This window comes from Enterococcus sp. 7E2_DIV0204 (genome assembly GCF_002140855.1).
GTDB classification, from domain to species: domain Bacteria; phylum Bacillota; class Bacilli; order Lactobacillales; family Enterococcaceae; genus Enterococcus_L; species Enterococcus_L lemimoniae.
The window spans coordinates 1637213-1652956 of record NZ_NGKY01000001.1; the positions used below are offsets into that span (position 1 = coordinate 1637213).

The 15744-nt window shown below is 33.7% G+C and carries 17 protein-coding genes and 1 pseudogene; 16 read left to right on the forward strand and 2 right to left on the reverse strand.

Annotated elements, in window-relative coordinates; genetic code table 11:
- The 7 genes and pseudogenes from A5819_RS07600 to A5819_RS07630 form a co-directional block, all read left to right on the forward strand.
- On the forward strand, positions 1–617 hold a 617-nt coding region (locus tag A5819_RS07600), incomplete at its 5' end, for a DUF5776 domain-containing protein (protein WP_254907239.1).
- Between the two features lie 348 nt (positions 618–965).
- The gene (locus A5819_RS07605) at positions 966–1484 is read left to right on the forward strand and encodes an RNA polymerase sigma factor (protein ID WP_086278108.1); all 519 of its coding nucleotides are present in this window, start codon (positions 966–968) and stop codon (positions 1482–1484) included.
- Positions 1477–2613: a hypothetical protein gene (locus A5819_RS07610; RefSeq protein WP_086278109.1), complete on the forward strand. Its 1137-nt coding sequence runs from the start codon at positions 1477–1479 to the stop codon at positions 2611–2613. The genes A5819_RS07605 and A5819_RS07610 overlap by 8 nt, the downstream gene beginning before the upstream one ends.
- 258 nt (positions 2614–2871) lie before the next feature.
- Entirely contained in the window at positions 2872–3489 is a 618-nt protein-coding gene (locus A5819_RS18930) for a serine protease (protein WP_254907240.1), read from the forward strand.
- 68 nt (positions 3490–3557) lie between these two features.
- Complete coding sequence (locus tag A5819_RS19740) at positions 3558–4145, forward strand: N-acetylmuramoyl-L-alanine amidase family protein (RefSeq protein ID WP_254907241.1); 588 nt, start codon at positions 3558–3560, stop codon at positions 4143–4145.
- 98 nt (positions 4146–4243) lie between these two features.
- Complete coding sequence (locus A5819_RS20075; RefSeq protein ID WP_369596911.1) at positions 4244–4474, forward strand: DUF5626 family protein; 231 nt, start codon at positions 4244–4246, stop codon at positions 4472–4474.
- A gap of 819 nt (positions 4475–5293) precedes the next feature.
- Positions 5294–6613 (forward strand): annotated as a pseudogene (locus tag A5819_RS07630) (IS4 family transposase).
- A 12-nt stretch (positions 6614–6625) separates the two neighbouring features.
- Here the strand turns inward: A5819_RS07630 and A5819_RS07635 are convergent.
- Positions 6626–6979, reverse strand: a complete 354-nt coding sequence (locus A5819_RS07635) for a MerR family transcriptional regulator (RefSeq protein ID WP_086278113.1) — start codon at positions 6977–6979, stop codon at positions 6626–6628.
- Between the two features lie 125 nt (positions 6980–7104).
- On the opposite strand from A5819_RS07635, the gene A5819_RS07640 reads away from it, so the two are divergent.
- The 9 genes from A5819_RS07640 (at position 7105) to A5819_RS07675 (ending at position 13745) form a co-directional block, all read left to right on the forward strand.
- Entirely contained in the window at positions 7105–7674 is a 570-nt protein-coding gene (locus A5819_RS07640; RefSeq protein WP_086278115.1) for an NAD(P)H-dependent oxidoreductase, read from the forward strand.
- A gap of 253 nt (positions 7675–7927) precedes the next feature.
- Entirely contained in the window at positions 7928–9247 is a 1320-nt protein-coding gene (locus A5819_RS07645; protein WP_086278116.1) for an IS4 family transposase, read from the forward strand.
- A gap of 242 nt (positions 9248–9489) precedes the next feature.
- Positions 9490–9864 (forward strand): VOC family protein, encoded by a 375-nt coding sequence (locus tag A5819_RS07650; RefSeq protein WP_086278118.1) that lies wholly within the window; start codon positions 9490–9492, stop codon positions 9862–9864.
- Positions 9865–9958: 94 nt separating this feature from the next.
- The gene (locus tag A5819_RS07655; RefSeq protein WP_086278120.1) at positions 9959–10453 is read left to right on the forward strand and encodes a DUF1456 family protein; all 495 of its coding nucleotides are present in this window, start codon (positions 9959–9961) and stop codon (positions 10451–10453) included.
- A gap of 130 nt (positions 10454–10583) precedes the next feature.
- On the forward strand, positions 10584–11510 hold the full coding sequence (locus A5819_RS07660) for a YafY family protein (protein WP_086278122.1): 927 nt from the start codon (positions 10584–10586) through the stop codon (positions 11508–11510).
- Positions 11511–11545: 35 nt separating this feature from the next.
- On the forward strand, positions 11546–11677 hold the full coding sequence (locus A5819_RS19745; protein ID WP_254907242.1) for a hypothetical protein: 132 nt from the start codon (positions 11546–11548) through the stop codon (positions 11675–11677).
- 105 nt (positions 11678–11782) lie between these two features.
- A complete protein-coding gene (locus A5819_RS07665) occupies positions 11783–12361 on the forward strand; it encodes a histidine phosphatase family protein (protein ID WP_086278124.1) in 579 nt (192 codons plus the stop codon).
- Positions 12362–12383: 22 nt separating this feature from the next.
- Positions 12384–12809 carry a MerR family transcriptional regulator gene (locus tag A5819_RS07670; RefSeq protein WP_086278126.1) on the forward strand — a complete coding sequence of 142 codons (426 nt, stop codon included), beginning with the start codon at positions 12384–12386 and terminating at the stop codon, positions 12807–12809.
- An 84-nt stretch (positions 12810–12893) separates the two neighbouring features.
- Positions 12894–13745: an aldo/keto reductase gene (locus A5819_RS07675; protein WP_086278127.1), complete on the forward strand. Its 852-nt coding sequence runs from the start codon at positions 12894–12896 to the stop codon at positions 13743–13745.
- Between the two features lie 878 nt (positions 13746–14623).
- On the opposite strand, the gene A5819_RS07680 is transcribed toward A5819_RS07675, so the two are convergent.
- A complete protein-coding gene (locus A5819_RS07680; RefSeq protein WP_086278129.1) occupies positions 14624–15622 on the reverse strand; it encodes a linear amide C-N hydrolase in 999 nt (332 codons plus the stop codon).
- Positions 15623–15744: the final 122 nt, after the last annotated feature.

Here is a 15744-nt window from a genome sequence, read left to right on the forward strand (position 1 = left end):
ATAAAGATACATTTTCTGCTGAAACTCAAGTAGTTCAAATTCCTAAAGATACCATGATTGAGGTGAAATCAATTATTTTTAGTAAAGATGGATGGCCGCGTCTAGTAACAGATCAAGGGTATGTATCAGCAAATAAAAACTATGTAAAACCAGTACTCGGAAATATCGATGACTATATAACAATAGCACAAAGACTAGTAACGAAAGAAAATATTTGGGTGTATAGTGATAAAGATACATTTTCTGCTGAAACTCAAGTAATTCAAATTCCTAAAGATACAATGATTGAAGTGAAATCAATTATTTTTAGTAAAGATGGATGGCCACGCCTAGTAACAGATCAAGGGTATGTATCAGCAAATAAAAATTATGTGAAGCCAACGATTGATAATATTGATCAGTATGTAACGAATATTGGAGAAGTAGAAGTTAAACAAGATATTTGGAGTTATAATGATAAAGATATTTTCGCAAGCAATACTCAATCAGTACAAATAAAAAAAGGAACAATTTTGACCGTTCAAGGTATTATCTTTAGTAAAGATGGATGGCCGCGTTTAGTGACAGATCAAGGATACGTATCAGCAAATAAAAACTATGTTAGTTTAATTAACTAATCTTAAAGAAGCACTATAAAGATTTAAAGAGAGTTTTCATAAATTTATAGTATCTAATATACTAGACAGAAGTATAAACGCTCTGAAACAAAAAGTAAAAAGGCATTATGAAATTTTCATGATGCTTTTTTTCTTCTGCCAAAAACATTCGTTTTAGGTATAGGCATATTCTAGAAACAGAATGTGATAAGTAAGGAGTTAAAAGTGATTTTTCGTAGATGAAGCGAGATCACTTTTTTGTGATTTGTAATGTTCACTTTATTAAATTTTGATGAAAAACTATGTTTCAGTGAAACGATTTGATTAAAAAAAGTGTCAAATAGATATAGGTGAGAAAGAAGGTGTCTTTTGAAAATAGATGTGAACTTGGATTTAGTAAAAAAAGCGAAGAAAGGAGATGCTTCCGCATTTATTCAATTGTGTGAAAACTATCAAATTGTTCTATACAATTCAGCATATAAGCTACTAAAAAATGAGAACGATGTAGTTGATTGTATACAAGAAACAGAAATTCAAGCTTGGCAAAGTATAAATCAATTAAAGAAAGATAATACATTTAATACGTGGTTCTTTCGAATCATGATTAATAAGGCAAAAAATATTTTACGACGCAGAGTGGAAGAAATTGAAATTGAAGAAAAACATAGTCAAATATGGTTTGACAAAAATAGATTTGAGCCTTTGTCAGAGGCACTCAATAAATTGTCAGAAGAGCATAAAATACCTCTTGTTTTACATTATTATGCTGGATTTAGCTATAAAGAGATTGCTGAACAATTAGCTATTTCTCCAAATACAGTGAGGACGAGAGTAGCTAGGGGTAAGACAAAGTTGAAATACTTATTGGAGGAGGAATATAATGGATAAGAAAATGTTAGAAAAAATACAGGATGAAATGAAAATACCAGCAAGTGCCATGAAAAAAATTAACAAGAATCGAGAAGATATCTTAAATGGACAATTTATTCAACATAAAAAGGTAGTTCAAAGAAATTTTCAAAAAAAAGTGTTGATGTTTACTTTAGTAGCGGCTGCCACGGGTCTCTTGATACTCTCTTTTAAAACGCCTATTAGTGGTGCAATGGAAGAGTTGTTTGGAATCAGTAGAGATCCTGCTGTACAAGCTATAGAAGAAAAGGATATCGCAACAAAGATTAATCTCTCTAGTATTCAGAATGGACGCGAAATCAAATTAACAAAATTTGTTTCAACACCTACGAAAATAGCGTTTGATTATGAATTGGAAATAGACGATGAATTACGTTTGCTTATAGAGAAAAACAGTAAAATCGCCACAGAAAACCCTCTAATAAAAGGTGGACCAACCATGCAACATATTCGTTTTGGTTTATTCGAAGAAGGAAATACGGAAGATCTAATTGGAGGTGGGGGTGCTGGTTCAACGTTTCGCTTAGAAGGAAATAAACTTTATGGAACTGGCACTGCCAATTTTTCAAGAGACAAAGTTTCAGATAATGCAAAGCTGACGTTACATATCTATGAACTTTCATGGCAAGATTATGAACAGTTTCAAACGGTAATGGTTGAAGCGATGGAAGAAAATAGTCCAGCTTTTTCGGTGCCAAATGTTATACAGTACGAGGGTGATTGGAGTTTTGATATTGAACATAAACCGATAACAACTACAAAAACACCACAAATAAAAAATATAGATCAAGTTACAGATATTAAAGTAAAAAGTGATGCTTTACAAACTATAGCTCGTTTCAAAGCACCTATAGAGCTAGCAGATCCTGAGGACCATTTAGCGTTACCTAAAAAGATGTATTCATCGAATCTTTTCAAAAATGGTGTCAATGTAAATCAAGAATTGAACATGGTTAGTTGGAATCCGAAAACAGGAGAATTTAAAATATCGTTTAATTTGAGTGCATTAGATATGGAGACTACTTATAGAGTTCAAATTGATGAGATAGATAATCTCACTGGGGAGAGCGTAAAAGAAATTGGTTCTTTTGAAGTGAAAAACAATTGATATTTTTTATGTATATAAATCCGAAGTCAATTAAAAGAGTGGAGAACTTCCACTTTTTTCTTAAATAAATACTATCAAAACTTATAAGTAATGATAGGGTTTGTTTGGTGTGGTAAAATAAGGCTTGTAAGACTGTCATATCGTACTATCATAAATAAGGTGAGGAATGAGGTCAAAATTGTAATTTTGGGATATGGCCGAGTTAGTACCTGGGAGAAAGAGTTAGAATCTCAAATTATAGCTTTCAAAAATTAGGATATGAAAAAGTGGAAAATATTGTTTGGTGGAGTGTTATTTGCATTTATCATTGCAAACAAGGATGTATACGCTCAAAGTGACTTAGACATAGTTTATGATGATGGAGCAATTGAAGAGTTTTTTTCACAAGAAAAGGGAGTAGATATATCGATAAACGCCGTGGATCGGAATAGTGTACCTGAACAAGGCCTCATTCCTGATATACCGGCAGATGCAAAACCTATTTCAGATAGAGAAAATTTTGAATCTGAGGTTAGTACAGAATCAACTATAGGAAGCGATGATAGGAAAATTGTTTTTGATACGACAATAAATCCGTATAAAAAAGTTGTATTTTTAGTAATGACATTTCCAAATGGAGTTAGTTATATAGGTAGTGGAGATTTAGTGTCTTCTGATACAGTATTGACTGCTGGGCATTGTATTTATAGTAAAGAAGACGGAGGCTTTGCTACGACAGTCGCTGTTTATCCAGGATATAATGGCAATTATGCCCCTTACGGAGTTGGATATGCCAAAAAATTAATGACCGTATCAGGCTGGTCTGATAAGAAAAGTTCAGAGCATGATATTGGAGCTATAAAATTAGATAGAAATTTAGGGGATTCTGTGGGCTGATTTGGATTAACTACTGCTATGAATAGTCCGATAACATTGTCTGGATATCACGGGGATTTGAATAAAAAATGGGAACCCAAACAGGTAATATTTCGAGTACTTCAGATAACAATGTTTATTATACTTTAGATTCAAAAGGTGGTTCTAGTGGTAGTGGCATATATAATAACCAACAGCAAATTTTGGCTGTGCATGCTTACGGGAGTACAAATTATAATTTTGGTACAAGAATAAATAATGAGAAATTTAATGTTGTTAAATATTGGATAGATGGAAAAAGAAGAGGATGGTATTATAATGGATCATACCATTATTACTATTTTTCTGATGGAAGTAAAGCTTTGGGCTTCCAGTGGATAGATGGGAAACGTTATAATTTCGATAAAAATGGGGCTATGTATAAAAATGCTTGGACAAGTTCAGATAAATATAAGTATTATAGTACAAGTGATGGATCGTTAGCGACAGGATATACATGGATAGATGGAAAACGCTATAACTTCGATAAAAATGGAGCTATGTACAGGAGTAGTTGGATAGAATTAAGTGGTAATCGATACTATGGCTCTGAAACTGGTAAATTGGTAACAGGAGAATATAGTATTGATGGAACTAAATATATATTTGATGAGAGTGGAAAGCTAATTAACAAATAGAATGTAAAAGATACTAAGATTAGAGAGTAAAGTTATTAACAGATGACCTTACTCTCTAATTTTCTACTTCAATTTTTTAGGACTGGATTCCCAAAAACATTGATTTTGGGATAACTGTTAAAGATAAAAAAATAACAAGAGCATACGATGCTTGGGCAAATAGTTTTGGCTGGTCAGTAAGTCCAGGGAAATTGACTTATAATAGTAGAGAAGCTAAATTGCCAGGAAGTTTTAGTATTGCTTGGAAAGGGTTCCCGGCAGGAAGTACATATAGACTTAGAGCTGTTATTAGTGGGAACAATTTACAAACACATTTAGATATTCCCTAAACAAAACAATAAGAAGGAGGTAATCGTATAATGTGGAAAGTATATCTTTTTCTAGTATTTTTAATATTATTAATTATCGGTTTAATCTTTCTTGTAAATAAAAAAATTATGAATAAAACTCAGAAAAAGATAATTATTTTTGTGATTATTGTAGCTAGTTTACTGGTTATTTCTGGAATTTTACCAATATTAAGATATGCGTATTTAACGAATTAAGAAAAAAGCATCATGACACAATCATGGTGCTTTTTCGTTTGACGAAAGTTCAATAGGGTATAGCTATCATTTACTTCTACAAGTGCTGATTTAGAGGGTTTTTGTGAGTTAAGTTTGGTTGTAAATAAATACTGATGTATAACAACAGTTAGACAAATGTCTGACTTTAAAAGCATAAAAAGAAGTTGATTCCCCTTTAAATCAACTTCTTTTTATAATTAGATAAAATAAATTTCTCTTTATGGTAAAATACTAGTGATCAATAGTTGTCGTTTTTTAATTTAAATGGCAAAATTTCTTTTGGGATATTTGGAAAAATAACGGAATATACCTAACTAAATAGCAGTTATTCTCAGTACAATATACACTTGTGTCATTTATCGATATAAAATCTATGCCATTTAAAAAGAAAAATGACATCATGGAGCTTTTTCGTTTTGAAAAAAGTTCAATAGGGTACACTTCAATGTCATTAAGTTAAGAAAAAAGCAGGAAAACATTTAGGCTTTCCTGCTTTTTCCTATGTAAAAGGACACTCTCTTGATACAATTATTTTAGCAATAATAAAACGTCATAGCGTTAAGTATTCTAGAGGTGTCCTCATTGTCTAATACTATCAAAATTTCATCCCCACTTCCAACAGCACATAAAATCAAACAAAATTTAGAAGATCAAATCCGCTGTATTACAAATCAACCTGAAATTTTTGCTCAATCTCCCACTGATTTTTCTCGGAGTAGAAAGTTATCTTTTGAAACAACACTTAAAATTATCCTTTCTTTCGGAGGACAAAGTCTTGCTAGTGAGCTACTCTCGCATTTTGATTTCTCGTTACAAACCCCGACTACATCTGCATTTATACAAGCCCGAAGCAAGATTAAACTAAAAGCATTTGAACAGCTGTTTAATCAAACAAACCCTCTGGGGTCAAAAAATAAACATTATAAAGGTTATCAAGTACTAGTCCACGATGGTTCTGATATCAACATTCCTTACAACAAATCTGACTCTGACACTCATCACATTGCTGGAAAGTTTAGAAAACATATGAGTTTACTCCACTTGAATGCTTTATATGATCCTTTGAATAAACGCTATGTATCAGTGGACCTTCAAAAAAACAAAAAATTAGATGAGCGGCAAAGCCTATGTCAAATGGTGGATGCGTTTAATTTCACAAATCCAACAATCATTATTGCAGATCGTGGATATGAATCGTTTAACGTGTACGAGCACATCAAAAAAAGTGGTCAAAAATTCTTAATCCGAGTGAAAGACACAAAGAGCAACGGGCTTCTTAAAGGACTTAGATTGCCTTCAAAGGGGCCTTTTGATACAGAATTGACCCTTCAATTAACAAGAAGACGTACAAATGAAGTAAAAGCAGACAAACGATATCAGTATATACGTAAAACGGCAAGTTTTGATTACCTCCCTCTTCAATCTAAAGAAAGTTATCCTATCAATCTTAGAGTGGTTAGAATCAAATTGAGTGAAGACTATTAAGAATCTTTAGTGACAAATCTTGATTCATTCAGTTTCTCAAGTGAAGACTTAAAAAATCTTTATCATTTACGTTGGGGGATTGAAACTTCTTTTAGAGAATTAAAATACGCATTAGGGTTAACCCACTTCCACTCAAAGAAGCTGGACTTTATCATTCAAGAAATTTATGCTCGACTCATCATGTACAATTTTTCAATGGGAATCGCTTTGGTAGTAACTGTACCTGATCATTTAAACCAATCCTATCAGATAAATTTTACGCAAGCTATAGGTATTTGCAAACGATTTTTCCTTTGTCACTCTGTTAATGTAGAACTACTGATAAAAAAATATCTTCTCCCTATAAGACCGAATCGGAGGGACCGAAGGAACTTGGTGAAGAAGAAGTTTGGAGGTTTTTTATATCGCATTGCTTAATTGGGGGATTTTCTATTGCTCATAGTCATAGCATTCTTTTATAATATTTTCTAGAAAAATTTTCCTCGCTTGAATATTTTGAAGCTGTATATCGAGTTTTTTTCTTTCAGATAACAAAAATTGTAGTTTTTTTTCGTTACTATTTGAATCCTCAAATAAAGAGAAAAAATTTTTGATTTCTTCAAGAGGAGTGTCAATCCTTTTGAAATTCTTTATCATTTGTAATTTAGATAAGTCATTATCATTAAATATTCTATTGTTTTGTTCGTTTCTGCAAGGAGATATTAATCCTTTTCTTTCATAGAACCTAATAGTGTGTATACTCATACCTGTCATTTTAGCTACTTCTTCTATTGAATAAACCATTGTAGTTGCCCTTCTTGCTTTTATGCTTGACCTAGACTATAGTCTAGGTGCTATAATTTTATTTGTCTACTAAATCATTAAAATTAAAAATAGTTTTTAACTTATAAAAAATGAGGAGGGTTTTTGTGAATATTTTAGTAGTTTATGCTTATCCTAATAAAAATGGATTTAATTATGCAATAAAGAATGCTGTTTTAAAAGGTATTGATGTATCTCATACTGTAAAAGTAATAGACCTTTACAAAGAAGAATTTAATCCAGTTTTATATTTTGATAAAGAAGTAAAGCGTCGAAACTTATATCTAGACACGGAAACAGAAAAGTATAGAAATTTAATCAAACAAGCGGATTTTATTATTTTTATTTTCCCTATTTGGTGGAATAGTATGCCAGCTATTTTAAAAGGCTTCATTGATAGGGTCTTTGCTAAGGACTTTGCTTACAAATATAAAGGAATTATGCCTGTAGGATTGTTAAAAGGTAAAAATGCCTGGATAATAAATACACATGATTCCCCAAATTTATACGCGAGATTTATACAAAAAGACTATGGAAAGATATTAAATAAACAAATTTTAAAAATGTGTGGTATAAGAACCAAAAGACATGATTCTTTAGCTTTTGTCAGGAGGACAAATGAATTAAAGAGAGAGAACTTTCTAAAAAAAATAACCCTACTAAGTTCTAAAATATAACAAGTCAAAAATAAAAAAGTGACTCTTGTAGAACAAGTGGCAAACAGATACCCCTCAAAAAGACATGTCTCCTAGAGGGGTATTTGTTATTGCTCGAGTACTTACTCTTAAAGATCACTTAAACTACAACTTAATTTTATTCCATTACACACTCTGTACATACATTTTTTCTATGTAAAAGGACACACTCTTGATACAATTATTTTAGCAATAATAAAACGTCATAGCGTTACGTATTCTGGAGGTGTCCTTATTGTCTAATAATAGCAAAAAATCAAAAACTCTTCAAACTTCTCACGAAATAAAACAAAATTTAGAACATCATATTCATTCTATTACAGATCAGCCTGAAATTTTTGCTCAATCTCCGCTTGATTTTTCACGAAATAGAAAATTATCTTTTGAGACAACTCTCAAAATTATTCTCTCTTTCGGTGGACAAAGTCTTTCTAGTGAATTACTCTCTTATTTTGATTTTACACTTCAAACGCCAACTGCTTCCGCATTTGTACAGGCTCGAAGTAAAATAAAGATTGAAGCTTTCAAACAACTCTTCTACCGAACCATTCCTTCAAGTAACCAAAACAAGCAATATAAAGGGGACCAACTATTGGCTCATGATGGCTCTGATATTAATATTCCTTATGATGAAAACGATCCTGAATCTCATTATACCATCGGAAAGTTTGACAAAATTGTGGGTTCTTTTCATCTCAATGCTCTATATGATCCATTAAATAAATACTATGCATCGGTAAACTTTCAAAAAATTAGACAGCTAGACGAACGGAGCAGTTTGTGTCAAATGGTTGATGAGTTTACTTTTGAAAAGCCGACAATTATTATTGCAGATCGTGGTCATGAGTCATTTAACGTGTACGAACATATTAGAAAAAGTGGTCAAAAATTCATAATACGAGTGAAAGATACCAAAAGTAATGGTCTTCTTAAAGGACTTGGATTACCTCAAAAAGGAACATTTGATAAAGAGGTTAACCTTTGGTTGACAAGAAGACAGACCAATAAAATCAAAGCTGACGAAAGTTATCAATTTTTGCGTAAAAAAGCGAACTTTGATTATCTCCCACCCAATTCCAAAGAAAGCTATCCTGTTAGTCTGAGGGTCGTTCGAATTAAGTTGAGTGAAGATAGCTATGAATCTTTAGTCACGAATCTTGACTCCTTCACTTTTAAAAGCGAAGATTTAAAAGAACTTTATCACTTGCGCTGGGGAATTGAAACTTCCTTTAGAGAATTAAAGTATGCCTTAGGATTAAACCAATTCCACTCAAAGAAACTAGAGTTTATTGTTCAAGAAATTTATGCTCGCCTCATTATGTACAACTTTTCAATGAAAATTGCTCAGCTAGCGGCACTATCAGCTCCTTTAAAGCAATCCTATCAGATTAATTTCACACAAGCTATAGGCATTTGTAAAAGATTTTTTCTTGATCAAACCGTCAATGTAGAAATTTTGATAAGAAGATATCTCCTCCCCATACGAAAGAATCGGAGTGACCAGAGAAATATAACAAAAAAGAAATTTATTGGTTTTTTATATCGTATTGCCTAATATTATAAATCGGACTATACCATATAAGACGTTTTTTTGTGTTGCTCAAAAATATAAAATTAGTCAAGTTAATAAGAAAAAAGCGCTATACTTGAAACTATTATTTACTTTTTTGCCTTAACTTAATGACATTGGGGTATACCGTATTGGGTTCTTTTGCATATGTGAAAAAGACTGATATAAAATGTAAGTTCGTATTTTGGTTTTAGGAATAAAAAAAATAAAAGGTACGGTGAAGAACTATGATGGATCATTTTTCAGTAAATGTAAGCGATATCGAAAGAAGTAAACAGTTTTACAAAGAAGTATTAGCACCGTTAGGCAACGAAGTAAAGCTAGATTTTGGGACTACAGTCAGCTTTGGTAAGAAGGATACTGAAAGCGGCGATCCTGCTGGTGGTTTTTGGATAGTTGAAGGAGAGCCTAAGCTTATTCACTTTGCATTTAGTGCAGCATCTAAAGAAGAAGTAGCTGCGTTCTATCAAGCTGCTATACAAGCCGGTGGGACTGATAATGGTAAACCTGGAATTCGAGCAGACTACGGCCCGCATTATTATGCTGTTTTTATTCTTGATCCAGATGGTTATAATATTGAAGCAGTCTATCATGGAGCATAAAAAGGATAGATAGGTAAATTCAAACAAATAGATGCATTCTCTGAAAGAAAGCTTTATACTAAAGAAACAATGAGCTATTTTCTGGAGGAGAAAGATGAATAATAATGATATACTGATTCGCTTGCGTTATGCATTAGATATTAAAGACACAGATATGATCAAGATTTTTAAGTTAGGCGATTTAGAAATCACTAGAGATCAATTAAGAGTATTACTAACGAAGCAGAATGAGGAAGATGAACTTCCAAGAGATGCAATCTGCGACAATCATACATTGGAGTCTTTCTTGAATGGATTGATTACGTACAAAAGAGGGAAACCACCAGTAAAAAATGGTGTGGCTCCTAAACCAACTTTTCTGATCAGCAGCCAAAGTAATGTTAATAATGTATTGTTGAAGAAAGTAAAAATCGCTTTAGCTCTAACAAGTGATGATATGCTGGATGTGCTAAGATTGGCGGGTGTCTACGTTTCTGATAGTGAATTAAGTGCGATTCTAAGAAAAGAAGGACATCGGAACTATAAAGAATGTGGTGACCGTTATGCAAGAAACTTCTTAAAAGGTTTGGCAGTCAAATATCGAGAATAGCATTTATTCAGAACGAGAAATAAAAGAGTTTTTTATCGATTAATAGTGGGATGAAACTAGGTGGGATCATGCTAGTTTCATCCCTTTACTCTTACTGAGCGAAGAAACTATTTTTTAAGGAGACATTTGCATGAAAAAAATCGAGCGGATCCTAGCGATAATTGTTCTACTTTTAGATAATGAAATCGTATCAACAGCTCAATTAGCCCAACGATTTGAAGTAACAAAAAGAACTATCTTTAGAGATATCGAAACAATTGAATTAGCCGGTTTTCCTATTATTTCTCATTCAGGTCGCAACGGAGGCTTCTCTTTAGTTCATTCTTTTAAACTGAGAACTCATACTTACAGTGGTGAAGAAAAACAAGAGCTTATCAATGCTCTTAATGTCAGTGAAGGTCTCTTTGGTGTCATGGATCAGCAAAACATGATCAAAGAGAAAATTGAGCTGTTGCAAGGGGCGACAGAAAAAAGGCAACAAGTAAAAACACGCTTTTCGTTTGAGTCACCTACAATGCACCGACCTGAAATAGAAGCAGAGACGAAGGAGAAAATCAATTGTATCAATCTTGCGCTAAAGCAAAATAAAAAGTTGCTGATTGATTATGTAGATAACAAGGGGGATCATACAAAACGAATGGTTCATCCATATGAATTGATGTTGATGAATGGTAGTTGGTATATTTATTCCTATTGTGAGGCTCGAAAAGCATGTAGATATTTTAAAGTCACAAGAATAAGACAACTAACAATCCAACAAACAACTTTTGAAACAGCTGATTACATGAATCAAAAACCTGCTGAAGCAAATGGAGAGTTGGTTCAATTAAGGTTTAGAAAAGAAGACCTTGGGAAATTATATGACTATTACACAGATGATGAGATTCAAGTTATGGATACATATGTAGAGGTCACTATCTACGCTAATCAGCAAAAAACGCTTTTACCATTTTTATTGATGTTCGGTAATGGCGTCAAAGTTATCTCACCGATTGACTTACAAGAAAAGCATAAGCAAGAGATATTGAAGCTAGGTGAGACGTACCGAAAAGAATAACAATTTACTAGCTATTAAGAGAATGGGGCAGAAGTGTGTATGCGCAAAATGCGGAACGGACTGCTACCAAGAGTGAAAAAAATCCTTGGACAGAATTGAATAAAGATCGTGTTCGACGGCTTGAATGTTTAGTGATGAAGATCGACGAAAATCATTTACTTGAATAAAGAAAAGAGTTGAGCTGAATAAAAAAGTTCAGCTTTTTTTGCTTGCCTTAGAGTCCACTTCATGGTTTATGATAAACATAACAAATAGAAATGGGGCTGAATTATATGAAAAAAACATTATATTTGATGAGACATGGCGAAACATTATTCAATCAACGAAAAAAAATCCAAGGTTGGTGCGATTCACCACTGACAGAAAAAGGGATCAAGCAAGCCCAGATTGCAGGAAAGTATTTTAGTGATCATAACATTACATTTGACAGCGCCTACGCATCTACGTCAGAACGTGCTAGTGATACGCTGGAATATGTCACTGACATGCCTTATAAACGAGTAAAAGGAATGAAAGAATGGAATTTCGGTCGTTTCGAATCGGAAAGTGAAGCGCTGAATCCAACACTTCCTTATGGGGATTTCTTTGTAGCTTACGGTGGTGAAGAGGAGTTTCAATTTAGGGAGCGTGTTTCAAAAAGCTTGCTGAAGGTAATGCAAGAGGCTGGTGAAACGGTTTTAGGTGTATCTCATGGTGCATCTTGTCGTCAATTTATGCGGAATTGGGCTCATACAAGTCAAGTCGATCAACAAGAAGCGCTGAGCAATTGTTGTATTTTGAAATTTGAATTTGAGAATGATACATTCACATTGGTAGAAATCATCAACCACGATTTTTCAAGTTTGTCATGAATGTTACAAGGAGGTCATTTAGTTGAACAGTAAAGAAGCAGCTGAAATGTTTGGTTTAACAACTGACACGATCCGTTATTACGAACGTGTAGGGGTTATTCCACCGATCGAGCGGGATAAAAATGGTTACCGAGTTTATACGACAAGGGATCTAAATTGGATTTATTTAGCCAAAAGTCTTCGTCATGCCGGTGTATCGATAGAATCTCTGATTGAATTTGCCACACTTGCTCAACTTGATGGAAATGTTGAGCAAGCGCAAAAACAAATCTTGCGAGATCAACTGCAGGAAATCAATGAAAAACTAACAGAGATGACCCAAACAAGAGATTTACTACAATACAAAATTGATACCTATGATGATCATATCGCTAAGTTTAAATCTGGCGAAGCCACATCCGATAATCTTGAGGAGCTTTGGAACGTAACGTATGATAATCAAAAATAAATGCTTGCTATGAAGTTCACTCCATAGTTTATAGTGAGGCTGTTCGTTACTTACTAGCATAAAAAAGAACTGGAGGAAAGACAAATGCAGACAGTCACATTGAATAATGGTGTAGAAATCCCAATTTTAGGTTTTGGTACGTATCAAATCACAAACCCACAAGAAGCTGAACAAGCTGTTATTGATGCAATAAAGGCCGGTTATCGTCATATCGACACAGCACAATCGTATCTAAATGAAGAGGCAGTGGGACGTGGAATCGCAGCTTCAGGCATTTTACGTGAAGAGTTATTTGTTACAACAAAAATTTGGGTAGAAAATGTTTCTTATGACGGAGTAAAAGCTTCTTTTCAGCGTTCGCTTGACCGTTTAAATTTAGAGTATGTGGATTTACTTTTATTGCATCAACCGTATAATGATGTTTACGGTGCTTGGCGTGCTATGGAAGAACTACAAGCAGCAGGGAAAATCCGTGCAATCGGCGTTTCAAATTTTGCTGTAGATCGAGCAGTTGATTTGGCAGAATTCAATAAGGTCGTACCTCAAGTTAATCAAATCGAGATCAATCCTTTTAACCAACAAATCAAAAACATCGAAGCTTTAAAAGCAGAAGGAATCATACCAGAAGCTTGGGCGCCCTTTGCAGAAGGTAAGAATGGTATTTTTACGAATGAGCTCTTAACGAATATTGGCAAAAAATATCAAAAATCAGTAGCTCAAGTAATCGTCCGCTGGTTGTTAGAACAAGAGATTGTTGTACTTGCAAAATCTGTTAAACCAGAGCGGATGGCTGAAAATTTAGCCGTATTTGATTTTGAATTATCAGAAGAAGACAAAGCAGCAATTGCCACCTTGAATGAAGGGGAAAGCCAATTTTTCTCTCATGCTGATCCTGAAATGATCAAATGGATGGCTAGTAGAAAAATGGATGTCTAAATAGACTCTAGGTATCTAAAATGCGAAGATAAATCAAAAAACATTCAAAAACTTGTAACGTTTTTGAATGTTTTTTGATTTGCTGAAGTACGATATTTGTTATTTTATTCAATTGAAGAGTTTGGGAATAGCGGTAAATCAATAGGATACGAATGGTATCAGCCGATGATTTAGTTTAAATTCGCTTGTACATTGTCGGTTAAATAAGTTTCTACTCCGCCGTATTCCGCGAAGTCAAACAATTCCGCTTTGCCTATGCCGTGATAGCCCTACCCACCATCGTCCAGATAACAAATTTAGCGCTCAATTCATTGGCTTTTTCGTTCATCCTTGGTAGTGAATCAATATTAGTTTGTTTCATGAAAGATTTAATGATTTTAGTACCATTAGGCAGCATGATATAGAATCATTTTGCTAGCCCGTTTTTTTGATTGTTTCAAAATACTTAATCCCAGAATATGAAGAGAATCGTAACATTTTCCTCATTACAGTAGCACCACTAGCAATGAGCATAGAAACTAAGGCTTTTACCAAGATGGGCACTTAAAACGACCATGGTGGCATACGTTCTTTAGCACCTTTTGAAAGAATCAGATTGACGTCTACGGTTCATGTCTTTGGTAATTTGTAACGGTCGCTATTCTATTTTAGAATCAATCGCCATTACCTCAAACAAAATTCCGATGGTTCCTTTTATATTCTTAGTCTGGTTGTCGTGGTAGTACCGCTGATCACTCCTCTAATAATCATAATTCTTTTAGTTATTGTTAAATCTCCTTTCAGGGTAATAATTATCCTTTTATGGGGTTTTGTGTATAAAGAATAAGAGGAAGGCACAAATCTAAAAGTAGACCCGTCTCTTTCTCTTATTAAATAAATTATTTTTTGTTGTTACGGTACAAGATATCTTCCGAATCACCACTAGACCAGATTTTTCCAGAAGTGGCATCAAAATCTTCATTGGCTAATTCGATGCAACGAATACGTTGATTATTGTATGTTTTATAATAATAATTCAGTGAACTATTGACTATAACAGCAGTGTATTGCGTGTAGTCATAGGCCTGAGTGGTTTTTACAACACCTTTAGGGATGTCAACGTTAGCAAGCACATGAAACATTGAAGTAACCCCATCTAATTCAGTTTGAACATCTTGTAAGCAGGCTTTTAAAAAAGTCGCTCTGACAAATCTTGATGGTGGAGTGAAATCACCAGGAAGGCCAAAAGCACCAGTCCCTTCACCAAAAGGTTTCATCACCATATCGTTTAGATGAACTTCTGTTTTTTGTTCAGGCTGTAAACCAATGTAATTTCTTAGATTAGTCGTGTGCCATTTGTAGTCTGGACTATTCGTCATAACACCAATAGTATTTTCGTGAATGTGCAAGGTTTGTTCAGTATACTCAATGACAATACTTTTGCCGGTTTTGTCTGTGATGACCCAGTGAAGAGGTAAGACGATTCCTAAGAAATCTAACGCCGTATTTTCAACTTGAGCATTTTCCATGGTGCGAGTCACTTCTTCAATGCTTGAACAAGTAGAAAGTAAAAATGGGACAACATCATGAGGTGCTAAGGTATATTTTTTGTCAGTGTCTTGGCTATTATAGTCAGCGTAACCTGAAAAATAAAGAGCAGCGCAAGAAAGTCCTTTTTCGTTTAAACCATCGGCAAAAACAAAATGTTCTTTATCCACTTGCCGTGCCATTCCTACAAAGGCGTATTCATTTTTCTGATCGTAACTTTCGTCATTAACGAATACGAATTTGTTCCGTGGAATAAATGTAGGTTCACCCTCTAAAACAACTGCAAAATCCATTGTTCTAGCTAATAAAACATGTTGATCTTTTGTTGTCATCGTAATACTGGTACACATCGACTATCGCTCCCTCTTTTTTATAAACTAGATACTCCAACTAAAAATAATTTAAATTAAAGTGAACTTTCTTTTAAAAGTTTAACGTAGTTTAAATTTATAATCAAATAAATACTATAGAA

Bases quoted from the DNA above. Each gene is read 5' to 3' on its own strand.
- A5819_RS07610 (WP_086278109.1), top strand. From the start codon at position 1,477: ATGGATAAGAAAATGTTAGAAAAAATACAGGATGAAATGAAAATACCA.
- A5819_RS18930 (WP_254907240.1), top strand. From the start codon at position 2,872: ATGAAAAAGTGGAAAATATTGTTTGGTGGAGTGTTATTTGCATTTATC.
- A5819_RS19740 (WP_254907241.1), top strand. From the start codon at position 3,558: ATGGGAACCCAAACAGGTAATATTTCGAGTACTTCAGATAACAATGTT.
- A5819_RS07635 (WP_086278113.1), bottom strand. From the start codon at position 6,979: ATGGTTTATTCAATAGAAGAAGTAGCTAAAATGACAGGTATGAGTATA.
- A5819_RS07650 (WP_086278118.1), top strand. From the start codon at position 9,490: ATGATGGATCATTTTTCAGTAAATGTAAGCGATATCGAAAGAAGTAAA.
- A5819_RS07655 (WP_086278120.1), top strand. From the start codon at position 9,959: ATGAATAATAATGATATACTGATTCGCTTGCGTTATGCATTAGATATT.
- A5819_RS07660 (WP_086278122.1), top strand. From the start codon at position 10,584: ATGAAAAAAATCGAGCGGATCCTAGCGATAATTGTTCTACTTTTAGAT.
- A5819_RS07665 (WP_086278124.1), top strand. From the start codon at position 11,783: ATGAAAAAAACATTATATTTGATGAGACATGGCGAAACATTATTCAAT.
- A5819_RS07675 (WP_086278127.1), top strand. From the start codon at position 12,894: ATGCAGACAGTCACATTGAATAATGGTGTAGAAATCCCAATTTTAGGT.
- A5819_RS07680 (WP_086278129.1), bottom strand. From the start codon at position 15,622: ATGTGTACCAGTATTACGATGACAACAAAAGATCAACATGTTTTATTA.